The organism is Sphingosinicella sp. SM1-17, from assembly GCF_056821765.1.
In genome coordinates this window covers 1616556-1636521 of record NZ_JBPDIO010000001.1, presented here as the reverse complement: position 1 = coordinate 1636521, position 19966 = coordinate 1616556, and the positions used below count along the sequence as shown (strand labels likewise).

The window sequence follows — 19966 nt, the reverse complement described above, 5'->3', positions numbered from 1 at the left end:
TCCCTTCAGCTGGCTTTTCTTTGGGCGGATGGGTTGTCGCTGCCGGTGGCAAGCGGAGTCGAATCCCGGCCCAGCGCCTCGGCGATCAGCGCCGCCTGCTCGGCTGCGTGGCGCCTGGCAAGGCCGGTCGCCGGCGAGGCCGAAGCCTCGCGACCGGCATAGATGGGCCGCTTCGGCTTGAGCCCGGCCTCGACGAGACGCCGCTCGATCCGCGGCTCGACATGGGTCCAATAGCCCTGATTCTTCGGCTCTTCCTGCGCCCAGACCACCTCTTCGAGGTTGGTCATCCGCTTCAGTCGCGCAAGCAGGGCCTCGCCCGGGAACGGATAAAGCTGCTCGATGCGGACGATCGAGATGTCGCCCGCTCCGGACTTGTCGCGTGCCTCGATGAGCTCGTAGGCAAGCTTGCCCGTGCACAGGATCAGGCGCCGGACATCCTCGTCGCGCGGCGGGTTGGGATCCGACAGGATGCGCCGGAAATGGCTGTCGCCGGTGAATTCGGCGAGGCTCGATACGGCCGCCTTGTGGCGAAGCAGCGACTTGGGGGTCAGGACGACGAGCGGCTTGCGGAAATCGCGATGCATCTGCCGCCTGAGGAGGTGGAAATAGTTGGCCGGGGTCGTGCAGTTGGCAACCTGCATATTGTCGTCCGCGCACAATTGCAGGAACCGCTCCGGGCGCGCTGAGCTGTGCTCCGGCCCCTGGCCCTCATAGCCGTGCGGAAGAAGCATCACGAGGCCGCTGGCGCGAAGCCACTTGGCCTCGCCGGCCGAGATGAACTGGTCGATCATCGGCTGGGCGCCGTTGACGAAGTCGCCGAACTGGGCCTCCCACAGGACAAGGGTCTGCGGATCGGCGAGCGACCAGCCATATTCGAAGCCGAGCACGCCGAATTCGGAGAGCGGGCTGTCGCGGACCTCGAAACGGGCCGGGCCGACCTTGGTCAGCGGAATATATTTGGCGCCATTTTCCTGGTCGACCCAGACGGCATGACGCTGGCTGAACGTGCCGCGGCCGCTGTCCTGGCCGGACAGGCGCACCGGATGGCCTTCGCGCAGGAGGGTGCCGAAGGCGAGCGCTTCGGCCGTCGCCCAGTCGAAGCCTTCGCCGCTTTCGAACATCTCGCGCCGGCCGTCGATGATCCGCGCCAGCGTCTTGTGGACGGCGACATCCTCCGGAATGGTCGTGAGGATCCGGCCGACGTCGCGGACCATCTCTTCCGACACTCCGGTGGCGGCGTTGCGGCGATCGGTGATCGCCGTCTGCGGCTTGCTGAGCCCCGCCCAGGCGCCTTCGAACCAGTCGGCCTTGTTGGGCAGGTAGGATTTCGCGGCCTCGAACTCCGAATCGAGAACGGCGGTGAATTCCGCGACCTCGCGCTCGACCCAGCCCTTTTCGATCACGCCTTCCTGCTCGAGCCGAGCGGCATAGAGTTCGGAAATGGGCGCGTGGCGGCGGATTTCCTTGTACATGAGCGGCTGGGTGAAGCTCGGCTCGTCGCCCTCATTGTGGCCGAAGCGGCGGTAGCACCACATGTCGATGACGATGTCGCGGTTGAACCGCTGACGATATTCGATCGCCAGCTTGCAGGCGAAGGTCACCGCCTCCGGATCGTCGCCATTGACGTGGAGGATCGGCGCCTGGATGCCCTTGGCCACGTCCGACGGGTAGGGCGAGGAACGGGCGAATTGCGGCGAGGTGGTGAAGCCGACCTGGTTGTTGATGACGAAGTGGAGACAGCCACCGGTATTGTAGCCGGGGAGTCCGGAAAAGCCGAGACACTCCCAGACGATGCCCTGGCCGGCAAAGGCAGCATCGCCATGAAGCAGGATCGGAAGGACGCTGTCGCCCTCGCTGTCGCCGCAGGCCACCTGGGTGGCCCGGGTCTTGCCGAGAACGACCGGATTGACGGCCTCGAGATGGCTCGGATTCGGAAGCAGGCTCAGGTGAACCTTGATCCCTTCGAACTCGCGATCGGACGAGGTGCCGAGATGATATTTGACGTCGCCCGACCCGCCGACATCCTCCGGATTGCTGGCGCCGCCGGCGAATTCGCTGAAGATCGCCCGATAGGGCTTGCCCATGACGTTGGCGAGGACGTTGAGGCGGCCGCGATGGGCCATGCCGATCACCATCGTGCTCACGCCATATTGGCCGCCATATTTGATCACGGCCTCGAGCGCCGGAACCATCGATTCGCCGCCGTCCAGGCCGAAACGCTTGGTGCCGACATATTTGCGGGCGAGGAACTTCTCCCACTGCTCGGCCTGGATGACCTTGGCGAGGATCGCCTTCTTGCCTTCGGGCGTGAACCGGATCTCCGCCTCCGGCCCTTCCATCCGCTCCTGAAGGAAGCGTCGTTCCTCCAGGTCGTTGATGTGCATATATTCCAGGCCGACCTTGCCGCAGTAGTTGCGGCGAAGCACCTGGACGATCTCGCGAACCGTCGCCGTTTCGAACCCCAGCGTGCCGTCGAGATAGATGGTGCGGTCGAGCGCCTCGCCGGCGAAGCCGTGGAATTCGGGCGTCAGGTCGGCGGGAATGTCCCGCTGGTAGAGGCCGAGCGGGTCGAGATCGGCGACAAGATGCCCACGCACCCGATAGGTGCGGATCAGCATCATCGCCCGGATCGAATCCTTCGCCGCCTGCTCGACGTCCGCCGCGCTGGCACCGGCCGCCGCGGCCCGTTCCTTCGCCTTGGCGGCGACCTTCTCGATGGTGCTGCGAGTCGGGTCGAGCCCGGAATTGACTTCGTCGAGCTCGATCAGCGGCCAATTGTCGCGCGCCCAGCTTGGGCCCGGCTCGCGCTCGAAATTCTCCACTTGTCTTCCGCCTTCCACTTGCCAGACAGGCAACGCGCCGCGCCTCTAGCTTATCCGTCAGCCTTTCAAAAGTTCGGCCAGCGTCCTGCCAAGCTCAGATGGGCTCGGGCTGACGCGAATTCCAGCCGCCTCCATCGCTTCGATCTTGCTTTCGGCGCCGCCCTGGCCGCCGGAAACGATCGCGCCGGCATGACCCATTCGGCGTCCCGGCGGCGCGGTTCGGCCGGCGATGAAGCCGACCGTCGGCTTGGACCGGCCCTTGCGGCGCTCGTCGGCCAGGAACTGGGCGGCTTCCTCCTCGGCGGTGCCGCCAATCTCGCCGATCATGATGATCGACTGGGTTTCGTCGTCGGCGAGGAACATTTCGAGGACGTCGATGAATTCGGTGCCCTTCACCGGATCGCCGCCGATCCCGACGGCGGTGGTCTGGCCCAGGCCCTCGTTGCTGGTCTGGAACACCGCCTCGTAGGTCAGGGTGCCGGAGCGGCTGACGATCCCGACGCTGCCCTTGCGGAAGATGTTGCCCGGCATGATTCCGATCTTGCACTCGCCCGGAGTGAGCACGCCCGGGCAGTTGGGGCCGATCAGCCGCGACCTGGAACCGTCGAGCGCCCGCTTCACCCGGACCATGTCGAGCACGGGAATGCCTTCGGTGATGCAGACGATCAGCGGAATTTCGGCTTCCACCGCCTCAAGGATCGAGTCCGCGGCGAAGGGCGGCGGAACGTAGATCACGCTGGCATCGGCCCCGGTCTCGCGGCAGGCTTCGGCGACGGTGTCGAACACCGGCAGGCCGAGATGGGTGCGCCCCCCTTTTCCGGGCGTCACTCCGCCGACCATCTTGGTGCCATAGGCAATGGCCTGCTCGGTATGAAAGGTCCCGGTTTCACCCGTCATTCCCTGGGTGATGACTCGGGTATTCGCATTGACGAGGATCGACACTCAAAAACCTCCGATGGCTTGGTCGGCCGCGACAGGACGGCCATGGCCGGAACGCTCGCCAGGCGGGTTTCCGGTCAGAATGCGGGTAGTCCCTGGTCCAACGCCGCTGCGGCAAGGCGGCTCCCGCCGCTGCTGACGGGCGGTTGGCAGCCCGCCCTCCGCCGACGGTCCGACGGGCGAGCGAGCAGCGGGCAAGAAGGGGTCGGATTCGGGCATCAGGCGAGCGAGCTGTCGATCCCCTTGCAGGCTTCGAGCAGTTCCTTGACCGCGTCGACCGAGACCTGGAAATTGGCCTTGGCCTGCTCGTTCAGCTCGATCTCGACGATCCGTTCGACTCCGCCCGCACCGATGATGCAGGGAACGCCGACATAGAGATTGTCGACTCCATATTGCCCCGTAAGGTGCACGGCGCAGGGCAGAAGCCGCTTCTTGTCCTTGAGATAGGCTTCGGCCATCTCGATCCCGCTGGTGGCCGGCGCGTAATAGGCCGAGCCGGTCTTGAGAAGCGCGACGATCTCGCCGCCGCCCTGGCGGGTGCGCTGGACGATCGAGTCGATCCGCTCTTGGGTCGACCAGCCCATCTTGATCAGGTCGGGGATCGGGATTCCGGCGACGGTCGAATATTCGACCACGGGCACCATCGTGTCGCCATGGCCGCCGAGCACGAAGGCGGTCACGTCCTGGACCGAGACCTTGAACTCCTCGGCGAGGAAATGGCGGAACCGGGCACTGTCGAGGACGCCCGCCATGCCCACCACCATGTGGTGCGGAAGGCCGGAAAATTCGCGAAGCGCCCAGACCATCGCGTCGAGCGGGTTGGTGATGCAGATGACGAAGGCGTCGGGAGCGTTCGCCTTGATTCCCTCGCCGACCGCCTTCATCACCTTGAGGTTGATTCCGAGCAGGTCGTCGCGGCTCATTCCGGGCTTGCGAGCGACTCCGGCCGTGACGATGATGACGTCGGCGCCGGCAATGTCGGCATAATCCTGGGTGCCCTTGAGCCTGGCGTCGAACCCTTCGACCGGGCCGCACTGGGCGAGATCGAGGGCCTTGCCCTCCGGCACGCCTTCGACGACGTCGAACAGGACGATGTCGCCCAGTTCCTTCGCCGCAGCGAGATGAGCAAGCGTTCCGCCGATATTGCCGGCACCGATAAGCGCGATCTTGTTGCGAGCCATGGGGCCCTCCACCCTTTCCAGTTCCAAAAGCGAGGGGGCTGCAGGACGCAGCCGGGACGTGGGCGCCGCTTAGACCGCTGCGCCGCGGGGAGCAACCATGAGCATTCGGTTTTCGGCGGGTACGCGGTGCGAAGCCGAGTCGGTCCAGACTCAGGGCGCCAGAGTCGACACCTCATTCACGAGACGGAAGCCGGAGACGTCGGAGTCCAGCTCCAGCGTGTAACGGTCCTCGCCGCGGTGACGTCCGCCCGGCACCCCACCCACAAAGAAGGTGACGGTCTGCGGCTGTCCGCGCTCAAGGGAAACATTCTGGCACGAGGCGGTATAACTCTCGGCTTCCAGCCTCATGGCGTGAGCGCGGTAGCGGTCCACCGGCACGAATCCCTCTCCGACGCGCCGCTCGGTTAGGACGGAAATGTCGGTGGGACAGAGACGGATCTGACGCTCGTCGGCGCTTTCGAGTTCCACATGGACCCTGTTGTACCAGTTGCCGGCAAGACCGACCGGTCTTTCAAGATCAATGTCAGTAATTCGTGCCTGAACAGGAGAGTTGGCGGCAATAGCAGCGAGGAACAGCGTCGAAATCATCGCAAATCTCCTGCAATGATCAATGAGCCATCTGCTCACACCGAAGCTTTACCGGAGATGAACATCAGGGTTGCCCATGCCCGGCGGCAAGATAATCCCGGGACTGCATTTCGATGAGTCGCGACGCCGTGCGCTCGAACTCGAAGGCGCCATCGCCGGAAGTGTAGAGCCGCTCGGGCGCCGCGTCGGCCGCCGCCAGCAGCTTGACCTTGTGCTCGTAAAGCGCGTCGATCAAGGTGACGAAGCGCGCCGCCTCGTTCCGGTTCTCCGGACCGAGCTTCGGAATTCCGACGATGATCACCGTGTGGAAATGGCGGGCGATGGCGAGATAGTCGGCGGCTCCTCGAGCTTCTCCGCAGAGCCTCTTGAACGAGAAGACGGCGACGCCCTTCAGGCTCTTGGGAACGTGAACCGTCCGTCCGCCGGGCACCTGGAGAGTCTCGCTCGGCACCCGGGCGCGATCCTCGACGGGATAGTCGGTAAGTCGGAAAAAGGCCTCGGACAGCGCCTGCGAGGAGTCCGGCCCGTTCGGGACGTACCAGGTCGGCATTCCGCCGAGCCGCTCGAGCCGGTAATCCACCGGTCCGTTCAGGGCCAGCACCTCCAGTTCGCGCTCGACCAGGTCGATGAAAGGCAGGAACAGCTCGCGGTTGAGGCCGCCGAGATAAAGGTCGCGAGGCGGCCGGTTCGACGTGGTGATCACCGTCACTCCCGATGCGAGCAGCTGCGAGAAGAGCCGCGAAAGGATCATCGCGTCGGCGCTGTTGTTGATCACCATCTCGTCGAAGGCGAGCAGCTTCGCCTCGGCCGCGATCGCCTGCGCCACCGGCGGAATCGGATCGCCCGCCTCCTTCGACCGCTCGACGCGCAGCCGCTCGTGCACCTCCAGCATGAATTCGTGGAAATGGACCCGCCTTTTGGGTGAAAAGGCGATGCAGTCGAAAGCCAGGTCCATCAGCATGGATTTGCCGCGCCCGACGCCGCCCCACATGTAGATCCCGGCGGGCGGGCGTTCCGAGCGGCCGGTAAGGCGCCAGATCAGGCTTCCCCGCCGCGGCTGCGCCTCCAGCTTGGCGGCCAGCGCGTCGAGCGCCATGGCCGCTCGCTCCTGGTCCGGGTCCGGCCGAAGCTCGCCCGCCCCCACCAGTTCACGATAGCGCTCCGCGACCGCGGTCATCGGCTCCGGGCGATCTTTCGCAGGGTTCCGGAAAAGGCGGCGACGGTTTCGTTTTCCTGGATGATCCGACCGCGAAGGAAAGCCAGCCGAGGCGTTTCGCGCAGAAGCTCGACCTCGGCATCCATCGGCACGCCGATCCGCCCCGCACGGATGAACTGAGCGGCGCAATCGAGAGTCACCGAAGGCAGGACGTCTCCGCCCGCGAGCTTGCCCCCGGCGAAGAAGGCCATGTCGATGAAGGTCAGGATGGCGCCGCCATGGACCATGTTGCCGAGATTGCCATGATGCTCTTCCGGGAACATCCGGCACGTCGCTTTTCCCGGCCCGTCCGAGCGAACGAGCAGCTTGCCGATCGTCGAATGGTAGCCGTTGTTCGGCAGTTCCCAGGTCCACCAGCCCGGATGGTCCGGGTCAGGCGCATGTCCGACATGAGGGGGCAGATCCATGCCGGTGCAGTGGCGGGAAAGCCCCGCCCTTTCAAGGCGCTTCCAGAGCAGGGATCAAGCCCGAGGCGGCGAGGTTCAGGTCTCGGAATCGACTTCGTCGGCGACGGACTGAAGGTCCTGCCCAAGCCCGCGAACGGTGTTGCAGGCCGCCAGCGAAAGGCCGGCGGCGACGATCAAGACAGTGCAGAAGGTCCGGATCATAAGGGCTCCACAGCCGTCAGACGGCGCGCTCGAGAAGCATCTTCTTGGTTTCCGCGATCGCCTTGGCCGGATTGAGCCCCTTGGGGCAGACGTTCGCGCAGTTCATGATCGTATGGCAGCGGTAGAGCCGGAACGGATCCTCAAGCTCGTCGAGCCGCTCGCCCTTATACTCGTCGCGGCTGTCGGCGAGCCAGCGATAGGCCTGGAGAAGGATGGCCGGCCCGAGGAATCGATCCGAATTCCACCAGTAGCTGGGGCAGGAAGTCGAGCAGCAGGCGCAAAGGATGCACTCGTAAAGGCCGTCGAGCTTCGCCCGGTCTTCCGGCGACTGGAGCCTTTCCTTGCCCGACGGATCCGGAGTCTTGGTCTTCAGCCACGGCTCGATCGAGGCATATTGCGCATAGAAATGGGTGAAGTCGGGGACGAGGTCCTTGATCACGTCCATGTGCGGCAAAGGCGTGATCCGGATGTCGCCCTTCAGATCCTCGATCGCGGTGGTGCAGGCGAGGCCGTTGCGGCCGCCCATGTTCATCGAGCAGGAGCCGCAAATCCCCTCGCGGCAGGAGCGGCGGAAGGTGAGGGTCGGATCCTGCTCGCCCTTGATCTTGATCAGGGCGTCGAGGACCATCGGGCCGCAATCGTCGAGATCGATCGCGAACGTGTCGTAGCGGGGATTCTCGCCGCTGTCCGGATCGTAGCGGTAGATCTTGAACCGCTTCACGCGCTTCGCGCCTTCGGGCGCCGGATGGGTGCGGCCCTCGCCAGTGATCTTGCTGTTCTTCGGAAGCGTGAATTCGGCCATGCCTTACCTCTCTGCCTGGAGGGCGGGATACATGGTCGAGGCCTGCTCCGGAAGAGCGAAATGCTCTGCCCCGGCGGGAGCGGCCTCGCTATGCAGCGGCGGATGAGCGCCAACCCGATCCTCGCTTATGGCCGATGGCTCGCCGAAACGCCTTCCGACTGGCCCGACGAGGCGGTCGAGGCGGCGTATCGCGCCTTCATCGACCTGTTCGGAGTGATGGTCCGCGGCTCGGCCGAAGCGGCGCCGGTCCGAGTCTTTGCGTCGGCCAAGGATTGGGGCGGCGGCGATTCCTCGGTGGTCGGCATGGGAGCCGCCCTTTCCCCGCCTCTGGCCGCCCTGGTGAATGGAACTTCGGCCCACGCGCTCGACTTCGACGACAATTTCGACCCCGGAAAGGCCCATGCCAGCGCGGTGCTGGTCCCGGCGATCCTGGCGCTTGGCGAGCCTTCGGGCACCTCCGGAAGCGATTGCCTGGACGCCTATGTCGCCGGACTGCAGATACTCGGCCGGGTCGGCCAGGGGCTTAACCCCGTCCACCGCAATCGCGGCTGGCACTCGACCGCGACGGTGGGAGCGATCGGCGCGGCTGCGGCCTGCGCCCGGCTTCTCCGGCTCGACGAACAAGCGGCGGCCCACGCTTTGTCGATTGCGACCAGCATGGCGGGAGGCTTCATGTCGCAATTCGGTACCATGACCAAGCCGATGCATGCCGGACTCGCCGCCCAGTCCGGGGTTCTGGCCGCCGCATTGACCGCCCAGGGGATCGATGCCGGACTTGAAGCGCTCGACGGCCCCACCGGAATGGCCCGGCTGATGGTCGGTCCCGACGTCCAGGGCTTTCCCGAGCTGAAGTTCGAAACCGACCGGATCGGGCAGCCACTGCTTCTGCTCGAGCCCGGGCTCAAGGTGAAGCGATTCCCCAATTGCGCAAGCGCCCATCGCGCGATGGACGCTCTTCTCGAACTCAAACGGTCCGACGGCTTCGTTGCCGGCCAGGTCGAGGCCGTCATCGTTCGAGCGCCCCGCCCCCATCTCAACAATCTGATGTATTCGGACCCTTCGACTCCGCTCCAGGCGAAATTCTCGCTGGAATTCGCCCTGGCGGTTCTTCTCGTCGACGGCGACTGCCGGCTTTCCCACTTTTCGGAAACGATGGTCCGGCGACCGGACCTGCGCGCGCTCTATCCGCGGATCCGCCGAGTGCCGATCGACGAGGCCGAAGGCGGAGTCCGGACCGATGTCGAGATCGTCCTCGCCGACGGCCGCTCCCTGGCCGCGTCCGTCTCGAACGCCGTCGGGAGCTCCGTCCGGCCGTTCAGCGCCGAACAGGTCTGGGCCAAGTTCGACGGCTGCCTTTCGGAAACGCATTCGGCCGGACGGGCGGCAAAGGTCCGGGAAGCACTCCAGGCGCTGCCCTCGCTCGAATCCGTGGCTCCGCTGATGCGCGAACTCCGCTTCAGAGATTGCTGACCGGGAGGCAAGCCTCGCCGCCTGCCGCTTCAGGCCGGCTGGACCGGCCGCTTCTTCAGGATCGTCTCGGCGGCCGTGTAGGAACGGGGATTGTCGACGTCGACCGCCTGGGTGCCGTCTTCCAGAACGACCGCCACCACTTTCCGGCCGAGTCGCTTGGAAAGCCGACGCATCGCCTGATCGAGGGTGAGCACGCGCAGGCTGTAGAGCAGGACGTTGAACAGGCCGACAAAGCCGATGAGCCGGCGCATCTTCTTGGAGAACTGGCCGCCCTGCCGGAACGCCTCCGCCATCTGCAGGACCTCGGGCCCGACCATCGCGTAAAGGTTGCAGTTGGAGAAACGCCCGTCGGCGAATCGGTAAGGCCCGACTCGCCGGTTGTCGGCCGAGGGCGGCTCCTCGCGCGCCGTGAGCACCGCCTCGCGGCTGGCAAGGGCGAGAACGCCGTCCGCGCCGGCCGCGATCGGTGCCATCACCCGAGCCACGGCGGCCGGGGTCAGGTTCACATTGTCGGCGGTCGTGAACAGGATGGCGCCGCTGACGCCCTCCGCCGAGGCATAGGCGCTTTCCGTCAGGGTCGGCGCGGAGGCAACGAAGTCGACCGGGACTCCGAACTCGCCGCGAGTGCCGGGAACGGCCCGGACGGCCTCCAGGACCTCGGGCTCGACACAGATCCGGATGCGCTGGAGCCCGCGTACCGGCGCGAGCCCCTCCAGCACATATTGGATCAGCGGCCGGCCGAGGATCGGCACCAGGCATTTGTGGGTGACCCCGGCCCGTGCCGCCAGCGGATCGATCCGTCCGGCGCGCTGCGCCGCCAGGACGATGGCGGTGAACGGGAGGTCGGCCTCAGCCGGCACGCACGTCCTCGGATCGAACGAGTCCGTGCCGGACGAGGCTGTGACAGACCACCGTCTCGATCAGCTCCGGATGACTGAGTCCGGCAAGCGCGGCGGACTGGCCGATCACGCGCTTGGACCAGATATTGGCCTGGAGATTGACCTCGAGGAACTTCACCTCTCCGGTCTGGCGATTCACCCGGAACTCGAAGCGGCCATAATCGAACGGCCACAATTCGGGGATCAGCCTTTCGGTATGGCTTCGCAGCTCGTCGGCGAGCGGGCCCTCCTCCAGCGGCACGAGCTGGGCGCGCGACGCTTCGAAGCCGCGCTTCTCCTCATAGGTGCGAAGCACGTTGGGATCATGCTCGAACGTCATGATCGGCAGGATCGTCGGCCCTGCCATTCCGATCACCGGGATTTCGACGTCGATCCCGGCGAGGAACGGCTCGACGATCGCATCATGGCCTTCCTCGTGGATCCGGGCGATCTCGTCCCGAAGCTCGTCCCAGCTCGACGCGGCGGCAACGCCCCAGCTGGCCGAGGAAGCGTTGGGCTTGACCACATAGCGATCGGCGCTCCAGCCGGAAATCGGCTCGACCGGGGCGCCGCGGCGGAAGATCGCCCAGTCCGCGGTCGGAACGCCGCGGTGACGGGCCGCCATCTTCATCAGATGCTTGTCGTCGCCGAGACCGCGAAGGATCGGCGAGGCGCCGAGAAAGGGAATTCCGTGCCGGGTCGCCAGCAGCGGCGCCAGCATCTCCGAATTGAGGAAGCCGCCGCGATTGAGAAGCGAGAAGATGAAGTCGACCTGGGGTCGCTCGAACAGCTCCTCGAAGCGGTTGGCAATGGTCAGGTTCCGGAAGAGACCGGCCATCACCGTCGCGATCTCGTGATGGTAGACGGCGTGATTGCCGTCGACCTGGTGAACCTCGCCCGCTCCACGCGCATGCTTGGCGATGAACATCACCCGCAGTTCGTCCTTGACCGCCTGGGGTATTCGGAGCGGCTTCAGCTCAGGCATGCACGTTCCAGTTCGTTGAATACAGGTCGTTCGGTGCTAGAGGGTCGCGCATGAGCACCGCTGCGGAGAGCGCCATATTGGCGCACGCCCTCAAAGGCAACATGGCCGGTTCGGGGGCGAAGGTCGTCGCCGACGGCGGCCTTCAACTGCCCACCGCGGAACTGATGGCGCTCGGCGGAGACGCTCGGATCACGCTCGACGAGCAGAGCGGACTCAACACTTATGGCTGCGCCCCCAAGCCGATGCCGGCGATCAGCTATGCCTCGTCGACGGCGAGCACCGTTTCGGCGGGCGCCTTCGCCCAGGCACGCGCCTTCCATTTCCGGCTTCAGCAACGCGCGCTCGAACAGCCCGTGCCTCTCGTCTATGCCGAAGCGATGGAAGAAGCGCGGCAACGGCTGCGCACGCTTTACGGTCTCGACGGGGAGATCGACATCGCCTTCGGCCCTTCGGGCACCGATCTCGAATATCTCGTCCTGGCGACGGCCCTGCGGGACGGCCGCAAGGTTCGCAACATCATCGTCGAGGTGGACGAGGTCGGAAGCGGTTGCCTCAATGCCCAGCAGGGGCGCTACTTCGCACCGCAGACCGCGCTTGGCCATGAAGTGACCACCGGCGATCCGGTGCCCGGCTTCTCGCCCGGCGCGATCGCCACCGAAGCGGTCACCATCCGCAATCCGGACGGAAGCCTGCGCGAGCCGGGCGAGCGCGAGGCGGCGCTGGCCGAAACCCTGGAACGGTCGATCGCCGCCGGGGAACGGCCGCTGCTTCATGCGGTCCATCGCTCCAAGACCGGCTTGATCGCCCCGTCCCCCGAAGCGCTCGAGCGGCTCGCCGCCCGCTTCGGCGACAGGATCGACATCATCGTCGACGCCTGTCAGGGGCGGATCTCGCCGCGCATGGTCCGGAACTATCTTGCTCTCGGCGCGATCGTCTTCGTCACCGGCTCCAAGTTCATCGGCGGGCCGCCGTTCAGCGCCTTCGCGCTCGTTCCGGGCCCGATCGCCGTCCGGATGCGGAACGGTCCGGCCGCGCCCGAAGGGCTGGGTCACTTCTTCGCCCGGGGCGAGATGCCATCGTCCTGGCGCGCGATGGACGAGGTTCTGCCCCCCGTCACCAATTTCGGACTTCTTCTTCGGCTGGAATGCGGCCTCTTCGAACTGTCCCGATTGCTCGCTTATCCTGAGGAGACGGTGAACAGGGCCATTGCCGCCTTCGGCGAGGCGGTGCGCAACCTTCCCGCCGACGCGCCGCTGCAGTGGCTGCCCGAGTCCGGTTCGGCAGACGAGCGGCTTCATCCGCTCGACCGGACGATGCTCTTCACCTTCCGGCTGACCGCGACGCACCCGAACACAGGCAAGGAATTGAGCATCGACGAAGCCAAGGCCGTCTACACCATGCTCTACAGCGACATGTCGGATCGTTTCACCGATCCGCGCGACAAGATGATCGCCGCGGAATCGTGCCATGTCGGGCAGCCCGTCCGCTGTCTTCGCGGCGCGGACGGGAACTGGGCCCCGACGCTTCGCCTGTCGCTTTCCGCGCCTCAGGTCAGCGCCGTCGCCGGCCTCGACGAAAAGGCGCTGCTGGAGCGGTTCCGGGTCGATATCGATTGGATCTGCGCCAAGATCCGACGGGTCGTCCCGCTGCTCGGCTAGGTTCGCACCGAAGCTAGAGCGAGGCGAGGTCGATCGCCGAGTGACGGTCGAGCCGCCGTGACCGGTCCGCCATCGGATATTTGAGGCCGGTCGCGCAGTTGAAGAGCAGGACCGTCTCGTCCTTGCCGACCAGCCCCTGATCGAGCGCCCGCTGCCATGCCGCCAAAGTCGCGCCGCCTTCCGGGCAGAGCAGAAGTCCGTCCTCCCGGACCGCTTCATCCACCGCCGCCATCAGCGCCTCGTCGGAAACGGCCATTGCGAAACCGCCGCTCTCGCGGACGGCGCGAAGGATCAGGAAGTCGCCGACGGCCCGTGGAACGCGAATGCCCGCCGCCACGGTATGGGCATCTTCCCAGCGCGGCGCATGCTCCTCCCCTTCCTCGAAGGCCTTGACCATGGGCGCGCAGCCTTCCGCCTGCACCGCCACCATCCGCGGCCGCTTCGGTCCGACCAGGCCGATCCGCTCGAGCTCGTCGAACGCCTTCCACATGCCGATCAGCCCGGTGCCGCCGCCGGTCGGATAGAAGATCACGTCCGGAAGCGCCCAGCCGAACTGCTCGGCAAGCTCCAGTCCCATCGTCTTCTTGCCCTCGATCCGGTACGGCTCCTTGAGCGTCGACAGGTCGAACCAGAGTCCCTGCGCCGCCCCCTCGGCGACGATCTTGCCGCAATCGTCGATCAGTCCGTTCACCCGATAGACCCGCGCCCCCTGGGCGGCGATTTCCCGGACGTTGATCTCGGGCGTGTCGTCCGGGCAGAGCACGATCGTCTCGATCCCCGCCCGGCTGCCATAAGCGGCGAGCGCGGCGCCGGCATTGCCGTTGGTCGGCATGGCGATCTTCGCGATCCCCAGCGCCTTCGCCATCGACACCGCCATGGCGAGCCCCCGGGCCTTGAAGGAGCCGGTCGGAAGCCGCCCTTCATCCTTGACCAGCAGCCGGGTCGCGCCGCGCCGGGCCGCGGTCTTCGGCAAGGCGATGATCGGAGTCGCCGCCTCGCCGAGGCTGACGACATTCTCGACCCGTCGAACCGGCAGAAGCTCGCGCCAGCGCCACATGTCCGCCGGCCGCGCCGAAAGCCTTTCGCGGGTCAGGTTCCGGGCGACTCCGTCCAGGTCGTAGCGGACGAGCAGCGGGCGTCCGGCGCGGGAAAGGCCGTGCACCTGGTCGGCCTCGTAACGCTCGCCGGTCATCGAGCATTCGAGATGAGTGACGAAGCTTTCGCGCTCTTCGACGATGTTCGAATTCCAGACGGCACTCATTCGGCGGCTCCCGGCTCAGGCGCGGGGAGCAGTAGGCAGAGAGTGCCGCCGGCTCAAGCGTCCGCCGGCTGCGGCGCCCGATCCCCGTCGCTGCGCCCGCCCCAGTTGATGTTGCGGGTGAGGTACATGACCCCGGCGAGCGCGACGAACAGCATCAGCGAACCGATCAGCAGCGAATAGGCTTCGAGGCTGAGCAGGACGTAGAGAACGCCGTAGAGCGAAGCGAGCAGGAGGCCGATATAGGCCGCCCGCTTCCAGCTCCTCAGCACCGCCGCCGAATAGGCCGTGTTGAGCCCGGTGATCGCCGCCGAGGCGAGCAGGTAAGCGGGGGTGAAGCCGATCACTTCGGCAAAGGCCAGCAGAAGCACGAAGAACAGCACCAGCCCGGCGCCGACCAGCAGATATTCGACCCCGGAAACGCGAACCCCGCCGATAATGTCGAACAGAAGGAAGGCGAGAAAGGTGAAGCCGATGAACAGGAAGCCATATTTGGCGGCGCGGTTGACTCGCGAATAAAGGTCGACGGGCTGGACCAGGCTCACCTGGGCGAGATGCTGCCCCGGCGCCGCCTCCGGCCGGTCGGCTCCATAGTCGGCGACCATGGGGGGCGGCGGCGGGGCACGTCCGGGCGCGTCGGCGGCGCCGGTCGAAACCAGCGACTGGCCAAGCGCGAGATTGCCGACCCGGTAGACGGCGTCGAAGCCCTGGCTGCCAAGCTCCCGGCTGGCGGGAAGAAAGCTGCCCTGGAAGGAGGGATGCGGCCAGGGGGAGCGAAGCCGCCAGCGCGTGTCGCCGGCCTGCGGCGCCAGAGCCAGCGAGCGGTTGCCGCGAAAGGCGAAGGAAAAGTCGACGATCATCGGTCCCGCGGCCAGTGCCCCCGCGTCCACCCAGGCGAAGAAGCCGGCCCCGTTCCCGCCGCCCGGCTGAAGCCCGAGCGGCTGGTCGCCAAGCATCACCCGCGGATTGGGGCCGAGGCCGCGCGGGTCGGAAAGCCCGAAGCGCAGTTCCGCCCGGCTGAGGTCCATGTCCTCGATCGCGACGCCGAAGCGGGCAAGGTCCTGCGGAATGGCGAAGCGGGCCCGGCCGCTCACCGCCGCCTCGTAGACCACGACTTCGTAGATCGAACGCTTGCGGGCGTCCGGGTTCAGGTCGGTGGTGAGGTCGACCCGCTCGGGCGACAAGGTCAGCTCGCGCTGAACTTCGCGCGACCGGGTGACCTGCTGGGTGCCCTCCGTCACCGTCTCGGTGACGGTGGAGCGGTAGGGGATGACGAGCAACGGCCCGGACAGGGTCTGGGGGCCGCCCCACCCTTCGGCGATCGACGCCTGAGCGAATTCGGATTGCTGCTTGTGATCGTAGACCAGCAGCCAGACGCTGAAGAGCGGAAAGGAAAGGAGGAAGCCGATGAACAGGGCGAGGCCGAGTTTGAAGGCTGGAGAGCGTTCGGCGGAAAGGACGTTCATGCTCGGCAGCTCCTCTTTTGCTCAGTTCGTCCTAGGAATTGCACGGTTCATCGTCAACTTCAAAGGCCGTGCGATAAGGCTGATCGTCATTGCGGCGAAGCCGGTGAACCGCATGAGCAAGTTCTGAGCATTTGCTGAAATGGCTGGCAGCCCGACCCTTGGTGGCGGAGGACCGGCCTCCTATCGGCAGTAACGCTCACGCTCATCCGGCCCGGAGCGCAGCCGGGTGTCGATATAGTAGCCGACATATTCGTCGGTCGTCGATTCGCGACCTTCAGGGATGAACGGTGCCGCGTCACGCCGCCAGCCGGCGATACATTCGACCCTCGATCGGACGGAGCCGGCGCAATCGATCAGATTGGCGAACGCCGTTCGCCACTGGAGGAACTGGGAACGGGTCATCGGCGAGCCGTGCCCTGGGATCAAGGTCGTGAAGCGTGTGGCGGCGATGGTATCGAGCGCCGCTTGCCAGCCTTCCGGGCAGGCCGTGTCCATGAACGGCACCTGCGTGACCACGAGATCGCCGGCGATCACCAGGCCAGCGACGGGGTCATGGATCCAGATGTCGCCTTCGGTCGCGGCGAATCGCGCAAGGTTTACTTCGAGCCGCCGTCCGCCGATCGTCAGGGACGTCGATTGCGCGATCCGCCGGGTCGGGCGAAGCGGCCCGGGATCCTCCATCGTGGCCAGGAATCGCATGACCTCCGCCCGATGTGCGTCGGGGATCTCTCCCGCCTCAAGCCGCCGACGCACCGCATCGAGGTTGCGCCGCAGAAAGCCAGTGAGCGCGCCCTCGATCGCGTCGCTGGCATAAGCCTCCGCTTCCGGAAAGGCCGCTCGGATCTCGCGGTTGCCGGTGCTGTGGTCGAGATGCCAGTGCGTGTTGACGATCGCGACGATCGGTCGCGAGCGCTCGCTTGCAAAGCGTAGCAGCCGTTCGACATGCTCGGGATGGCGGCCGGTGTCGACGAGGATCAATCCCTCCGGCGCGTCCAGGAAGATGCTGTTGCCATCCGGACCTCGGTTCGGTTCGAAAGTTCCCGGAATCAGATGATATCCGGCCGAGGGATTGGACTCGGCGGGGGCACAGGCGCAGGCCAGCAGCAGCGACATTGCCAGGATGAGTCTTCGCATTGCGGATCCCCGCTTCTGATCGTCCGCCGCGGGACGATCTTAGCGAGGCAGCGTGCCGTTCGCGGGAGATTTCGGCGAACGGCGCGGTCGCTTCGACCAGCAACGCTTCGCATCACATCAGGCGGAGCAAGCCGTCCAATCAGTCCTGCCGCTTGACACCCGATACGGAAACGCGACCGTTGGCTGTGGACGAAGAAATCCGGCGAAGGATCAGCGGCAGCTCGAGACCGCCGCTTTGCCTCCCGCCGGATCAGTAAACCCGCGCCTTGGGCTTGATGTAGTCGATCTCGTCGGTGAGGGTATATTCGTGCACCGGACGATAATCGATCCGGACATTGCCGCCTTGCCCGCCCCAGCCTTCGAACCAGGCAATGGTGTGCTTCATCCAGTTGGCATCGTCGCGCTGCGGATAATCCTCATGCGCATGGGCACCGCGGCTTTCCTTGCGGTTCACCGCACCGGCAATGGTCACGCTCGCCTGGGCGATGAGATTGTCGAGCTCCAGAGTCTCGATCAGGTCGGTGTTCCAGATCAGGCTCCGGTCGGTGACCCGGATGTCCTGCATCCGCTCATAGGTCTTGGCCAGCTTCTCGATGCCTTCGCGCAGCAGCTCGTCGGTCCGGAACACGGCGCAATGCGCCTGCATCGTCCGCTGCATCTCCAGACGGATCTGAGCGGTCGGCGATCCGCCATCGGCGAAGCGGAACCGGTCGAGCCGGGCCAGCGCGAGATCGGCACCGTCCTTCGGCATCGGCGCCGCAGCGCCACCGGGCTTCAGCGTCTCGTTGAGCCTGAGCCCGGTCGCCCGGCCGAAGACGACGAGATCGATCAGGCTGTTCGATCCGAGGCGATTGGCGCCGTGAACGGAGACGCAGGCGGCCTCGCCCACCGCATAAAGGCCCGGGACGACGCTGTCGGGATTGCCGTCCTTCAGGGTCACCACTTCGCCGTGGAAGTTGGTCGGGATCCCGCCCATATTATAGTGCACGGTCGGGGTGACCGGCAGCGGCTGCCGGGTCAGGTCCACGCCCGCAAACACCTTGCCCGATTCGGTGATCCCGGGAAGACGCTCCGCCAGGATTTCTGGGGCGATATGGTCGAGGTGAAGGTAGATATGGTCCTTGTGCTGGCCCACTCCGCGGCCTTCGCGGATCTCGATCGCCATCGATCGCGAAACGACGTCGCGGCTCGCCAGGTCCTTGGCTGAAGGCGCATAGCGCTCCATGAAGCGCTCGCCCTCGGAATTGGTGAGATAGCCGCCTTCGCCGCGCGCGCCTTCGGTGATCAGGACTCCGGCGCCGTAGATTCCGGTCGGGTGGAACTGGACGAACTCGCAATCCTGAAGCGGGAGCCCGGCCCGAAGCACCATTCCGCCGCCGTCGCCGGTGCAGGTATGGGCCGAGGTGGCGGTGAAATAGGCGCGGCCATAGCCGCCGGTCGCGAGCACCACGGCATGGGCGCGGAAGCGGTGGATCGAGCCGTCCTCCATGCACAAGGCGACGACGCCGCGGCAGGCGCCCTCCGAATCCATGATCAGGTCGAGCGCGAAATATTCGATGAAGAAGTCGGCGTCGTAGCGCAGGCTCTGCTGGTAGAGCGCGTGGAGCATGGCGTGGCCGGTGCGATCGGCGGCCGCGCAGGTCCGCTGGGCGGGCGGGCCGTCGCCCATATTCTGCATCATCCCGCCGAAGGCGCGCTGATAGATGCGCCCGTCCTGGGTGCGGCTGAACGGCACTCCGAAATGTTCGAGCTCGTAGACCGCGGCCGGCGCCTCGCGGACCATATATTCGATCGCGTCCTGGTCGCCGAGCCAGTCGGAACCCTTGACGGTGTCGTACATGTGCCAGGTCCAATGGTCCGGGCCCATATTGCCGAGGCTGGCGGAAATGCCGCCCTGGGCCGCCACCGTGTGCGACCGGGTCGGGAAAACCTTGGTGATGCAGGCCGTCTTGAGGCCGCCCTGGGCGGCGCCCATCGTCGCGCGCAGACCCGACCCGCCGGCGCCGACCACGACGACGTCATAAACATGGTCGATAATCTTGTAGGCTGCCGAAGCCATTATGCCGCGCTCCCCGCAAAGGCGATCCGAAGGACGGCGAAGACGGCGAGCGCCCCGCCGAAGATGATGAGAAAATTGAGCAGGGTGATCCAGAACAGCTTGGCGCCGTCCTCATGAACATAGTCCTCGATCACCACCTGCAATCCCAGTTTCGAGTGCCAGAAGTTCGACACGATCAGGAGCAGCATCGGCACCGCCGCCAAGGGCTGGGAAAGCCAGTCGGTGACGGTGGCATAGCCCAGGTCCGGAAGCCGAAGCAGCGAAACGATCAGCCAGACCGACAGGACGAAGGTCGCCACCGAGGTCAGCCGCTCGAGCCACCAATGATGCGCCCCGGACCGCGCCGATCCGAGCCCGCGAACGCGCCCCAGCGGAGTCACCGTGGGCATGCCCTGCCCGCTCTGTCCCTGTTCGCCCGACACGGTGCTCATGCGCCCCTCCCGAAGATGATCCATGCCCACAGCGCCGCGGTGAGCAGCAGCGAGCCGAGCACCGTCGCCAGCGCCCAGCGCTTGTTGGTGGAAAGCTCGTAGCCGGCCCCGATGTCGAGCACGAGGTGCCTCAGGCCCGAAAGCGTGTGCTGGAAAAAGGCCCAGGAAAGGCCGACGCCGATCACGACCCCGATCCAGTGGCGAGCCCATTCGGTGAAGCCGGCATAGGCCTCGGGACCGGTCGCGGCAGCGACGAGCCACCAGACGAGCACGGCTCCGCCGACCACCGAGAGCCCCGATCCGGTGACTCGGTGGAGGATCGAAACCAGCATGTGCGGCCCCCACTTCCAGATGGTGAGGTGGGGCGACATCGGGCGATTGGGATTGCGGTGCATATTCGAAGGGCCCCCTGTAAGGCTCGCCCGCTTTTAGTCCTCGCGCGGCCCGTTGCAAGGTGGCTTGGCAGGCCTT

At 66.0% G+C, this 19966-nt stretch carries 19 protein-coding genes; 3 read left to right on the top strand and 16 right to left on the bottom strand.

Annotation, left to right across the window (positions count from 1 at the left end; genetic code table 11):
• Positions 1-5: 5 nt before the first annotated feature.
• From ACRYLT_RS08180 to ACRYLT_RS08145, 8 genes are all read right to left on the bottom strand, one after another.
• Complete coding sequence (locus tag ACRYLT_RS08180) at positions 6-2822, bottom strand: 2-oxoglutarate dehydrogenase E1 component (RefSeq protein WP_482663592.1); 2817 nt, start codon at positions 2820-2822, stop codon at positions 6-8.
• A gap of 57 nt (positions 2823-2879) precedes the next feature.
• Complete coding sequence (sucD, locus tag ACRYLT_RS08175) at positions 2880-3764, bottom strand: succinate--CoA ligase subunit alpha (RefSeq protein WP_482663591.1); 885 nt, start codon at positions 3762-3764, stop codon at positions 2880-2882.
• Positions 3765-3979: 215 nt separating this feature from the next.
• Complete coding sequence (gene mdh, locus ACRYLT_RS08170; RefSeq protein ID WP_482663590.1) at positions 3980-4942, bottom strand: malate dehydrogenase; 963 nt, start codon at positions 4940-4942, stop codon at positions 3980-3982.
• A 150-nt stretch (positions 4943-5092) separates the two neighbouring features.
• A complete protein-coding gene (locus tag ACRYLT_RS08165; protein ID WP_482663589.1) occupies positions 5093-5530 on the bottom strand; it encodes a hypothetical protein in 438 nt (145 codons plus the stop codon).
• Positions 5531-5594: 64 nt separating this feature from the next.
• A complete protein-coding gene (zapE, locus tag ACRYLT_RS08160) occupies positions 5595-6707 on the bottom strand; it encodes a cell division protein ZapE (RefSeq protein ID WP_482663588.1) in 1113 nt (370 codons plus the stop codon).
• Positions 6704-7153, bottom strand: a complete 450-nt coding sequence (locus ACRYLT_RS08155; protein ID WP_482663587.1) for a PaaI family thioesterase — start codon at positions 7151-7153, stop codon at positions 6704-6706. The genes zapE and ACRYLT_RS08155 overlap by 4 nt, the downstream gene beginning before the upstream one ends.
• Before the next feature lie 75 nt (positions 7154-7228).
• Positions 7229-7354: a hypothetical protein gene (locus tag ACRYLT_RS08150; RefSeq protein WP_482663586.1), complete on the bottom strand. Its 126-nt coding sequence runs from the start codon at positions 7352-7354 to the stop codon at positions 7229-7231.
• 16 nt (positions 7355-7370) lie between these two features.
• On the bottom strand, positions 7371-8156 hold the full coding sequence (locus tag ACRYLT_RS08145) for a succinate dehydrogenase iron-sulfur subunit (protein ID WP_482663585.1): 786 nt from the start codon (positions 8154-8156) through the stop codon (positions 7371-7373).
• Between the two features lie 102 nt (positions 8157-8258).
• On the opposite strand from ACRYLT_RS08145, the gene ACRYLT_RS08140 reads away from it, so the two are divergent.
• Entirely contained in the window at positions 8259-9626 is a 1368-nt protein-coding gene (locus ACRYLT_RS08140) for an MmgE/PrpD family protein (RefSeq protein WP_482663584.1), read from the top strand.
• Positions 9627-9655: 29 nt separating this feature from the next.
• Here the strand turns inward: ACRYLT_RS08140 and ACRYLT_RS08135 are convergent, their stop codons facing one another.
• Together ACRYLT_RS08135 and ACRYLT_RS08130 are read right to left on the bottom strand one after the other, a co-directional pair.
• Positions 9656-10486, bottom strand: a complete 831-nt coding sequence (locus tag ACRYLT_RS08135; RefSeq protein ID WP_482663583.1) for an NTP transferase domain-containing protein — start codon at positions 10484-10486, stop codon at positions 9656-9658.
• On the bottom strand, positions 10476-11489 hold the full coding sequence (locus ACRYLT_RS08130) for a D-alanine--D-alanine ligase family protein (protein WP_482663582.1): 1014 nt from the start codon (positions 11487-11489) through the stop codon (positions 10476-10478). The genes ACRYLT_RS08135 and ACRYLT_RS08130 overlap by 11 nt, the downstream gene beginning before the upstream one ends.
• A 50-nt stretch (positions 11490-11539) precedes the next feature.
• Between ACRYLT_RS08130 and ACRYLT_RS08125 the strand changes: the two genes are divergently transcribed.
• Positions 11540-13147, top strand: coding sequence for a hypothetical protein (locus tag ACRYLT_RS08125; protein ID WP_482663581.1), 1608 nt, complete (start codon positions 11540-11542; stop codon positions 13145-13147).
• A 13-nt stretch (positions 13148-13160) separates the two neighbouring features.
• Here the strand turns inward: ACRYLT_RS08125 and ACRYLT_RS08120 are convergent, their stop codons facing one another.
• Together ACRYLT_RS08120 and creD are read right to left on the bottom strand one after the other, a co-directional pair.
• Positions 13161-14408, bottom strand: coding sequence for a threonine synthase (locus ACRYLT_RS08120; protein ID WP_482663580.1), 1248 nt, complete (start codon positions 14406-14408; stop codon positions 13161-13163).
• 53 nt (positions 14409-14461) lie between these two features.
• Positions 14462-15871, bottom strand: a complete 1410-nt coding sequence (creD, locus tag ACRYLT_RS08115; protein WP_482663579.1) for a cell envelope integrity protein CreD — start codon at positions 15869-15871, stop codon at positions 14462-14464.
• On the opposite strand from creD, the gene ACRYLT_RS08110 reads away from it, so the two are divergent.
• Complete coding sequence (locus ACRYLT_RS08110; RefSeq protein WP_482663578.1) at positions 15870-15998, top strand: hypothetical protein; 129 nt, start codon at positions 15870-15872, stop codon at positions 15996-15998. The two genes, creD and ACRYLT_RS08110, sit on opposite strands and share 2 nt — an antisense overlap.
• A gap of 53 nt (positions 15999-16051) precedes the next feature.
• On the opposite strand, the gene ACRYLT_RS08105 is transcribed toward ACRYLT_RS08110, so the two are convergent.
• From ACRYLT_RS08105 to sdhC, 4 genes are all read right to left on the bottom strand, one after another.
• On the bottom strand, positions 16052-17005 hold the full coding sequence (locus ACRYLT_RS08105; RefSeq protein ID WP_482663577.1) for an MBL fold metallo-hydrolase: 954 nt from the start codon (positions 17003-17005) through the stop codon (positions 16052-16054).
• Between the two features lie 250 nt (positions 17006-17255).
• Entirely contained in the window at positions 17256-19064 is a 1809-nt protein-coding gene (gene sdhA / locus ACRYLT_RS08100) for a succinate dehydrogenase flavoprotein subunit (RefSeq protein ID WP_482663576.1), read from the bottom strand.
• Positions 19064-19495 (bottom strand): succinate dehydrogenase, hydrophobic membrane anchor protein, encoded by a 432-nt coding sequence (sdhD, locus tag ACRYLT_RS08095; RefSeq protein ID WP_482663575.1) that lies wholly within the window; start codon positions 19493-19495, stop codon positions 19064-19066. Before sdhD ends, sdhA begins: the two co-directional genes overlap by 1 nt.
• Positions 19492-19890 carry a succinate dehydrogenase, cytochrome b556 subunit gene (gene sdhC / locus ACRYLT_RS08090; protein WP_482663574.1) on the bottom strand — a complete coding sequence of 133 codons (399 nt, stop codon included), beginning with the start codon at positions 19888-19890 and terminating at the stop codon, positions 19492-19494. Before sdhC ends, sdhD begins: the two co-directional genes overlap by 4 nt.
• Positions 19891-19966: the final 76 nt, after the last annotated feature.

Coding starts and splice junctions, on each gene's coding strand:
- mdh (WP_482663590.1), bottom strand. CDS start 4,942: ATGGCTCGCAACAAGATCGCGCTTATCGGTGCCGGCAATATCGGCGGA.
- ACRYLT_RS08165 (WP_482663589.1), bottom strand. CDS start 5,530: ATGATTTCGACGCTGTTCCTCGCTGCTATTGCCGCCAACTCTCCTGTT.
- zapE (WP_482663588.1), bottom strand. CDS start 6,707: ATGACCGCGGTCGCGGAGCGCTATCGTGAACTGGTGGGGGCGGGCGAG.
- ACRYLT_RS08155 (WP_482663587.1), bottom strand. CDS start 7,153: ATGGATCTGCCCCCTCATGTCGGACATGCGCCTGACCCGGACCATCCG.
- ACRYLT_RS08150 (WP_482663586.1), bottom strand. CDS start 7,354: ATGATCCGGACCTTCTGCACTGTCTTGATCGTCGCCGCCGGCCTTTCG.
- ACRYLT_RS08145 (WP_482663585.1), bottom strand. CDS start 8,156: ATGGCCGAATTCACGCTTCCGAAGAACAGCAAGATCACTGGCGAGGGC.
- ACRYLT_RS08140 (WP_482663584.1), top strand. CDS start 8,259: ATGAGCGCCAACCCGATCCTCGCTTATGGCCGATGGCTCGCCGAAACG.
- ACRYLT_RS08130 (WP_482663582.1), bottom strand. CDS start 11,489: ATGCCTGAGCTGAAGCCGCTCCGAATACCCCAGGCGGTCAAGGACGAA.
- ACRYLT_RS08125 (WP_482663581.1), top strand. CDS start 11,540: ATGAGCACCGCTGCGGAGAGCGCCATATTGGCGCACGCCCTCAAAGGC.
- ACRYLT_RS08120 (WP_482663580.1), bottom strand. CDS start 14,408: ATGAGTGCCGTCTGGAATTCGAACATCGTCGAAGAGCGCGAAAGCTTC.
- ACRYLT_RS08110 (WP_482663578.1), top strand. CDS start 15,870: ATGCTCGGCAGCTCCTCTTTTGCTCAGTTCGTCCTAGGAATTGCACGG.
- creD (WP_482663579.1), bottom strand. CDS start 15,871: ATGAACGTCCTTTCCGCCGAACGCTCTCCAGCCTTCAAACTCGGCCTC.
- ACRYLT_RS08105 (WP_482663577.1), bottom strand. CDS start 17,005: ATGCGAAGACTCATCCTGGCAATGTCGCTGCTGCTGGCCTGCGCCTGT.
- sdhA (WP_482663576.1), bottom strand. CDS start 19,064: ATGGCTTCGGCAGCCTACAAGATTATCGACCATGTTTATGACGTCGTC.
- sdhD (WP_482663575.1), bottom strand. CDS start 19,495: ATGAGCACCGTGTCGGGCGAACAGGGACAGAGCGGGCAGGGCATGCCC.
- sdhC (WP_482663574.1), bottom strand. CDS start 19,890: ATGCACCGCAATCCCAATCGCCCGATGTCGCCCCACCTCACCATCTGG.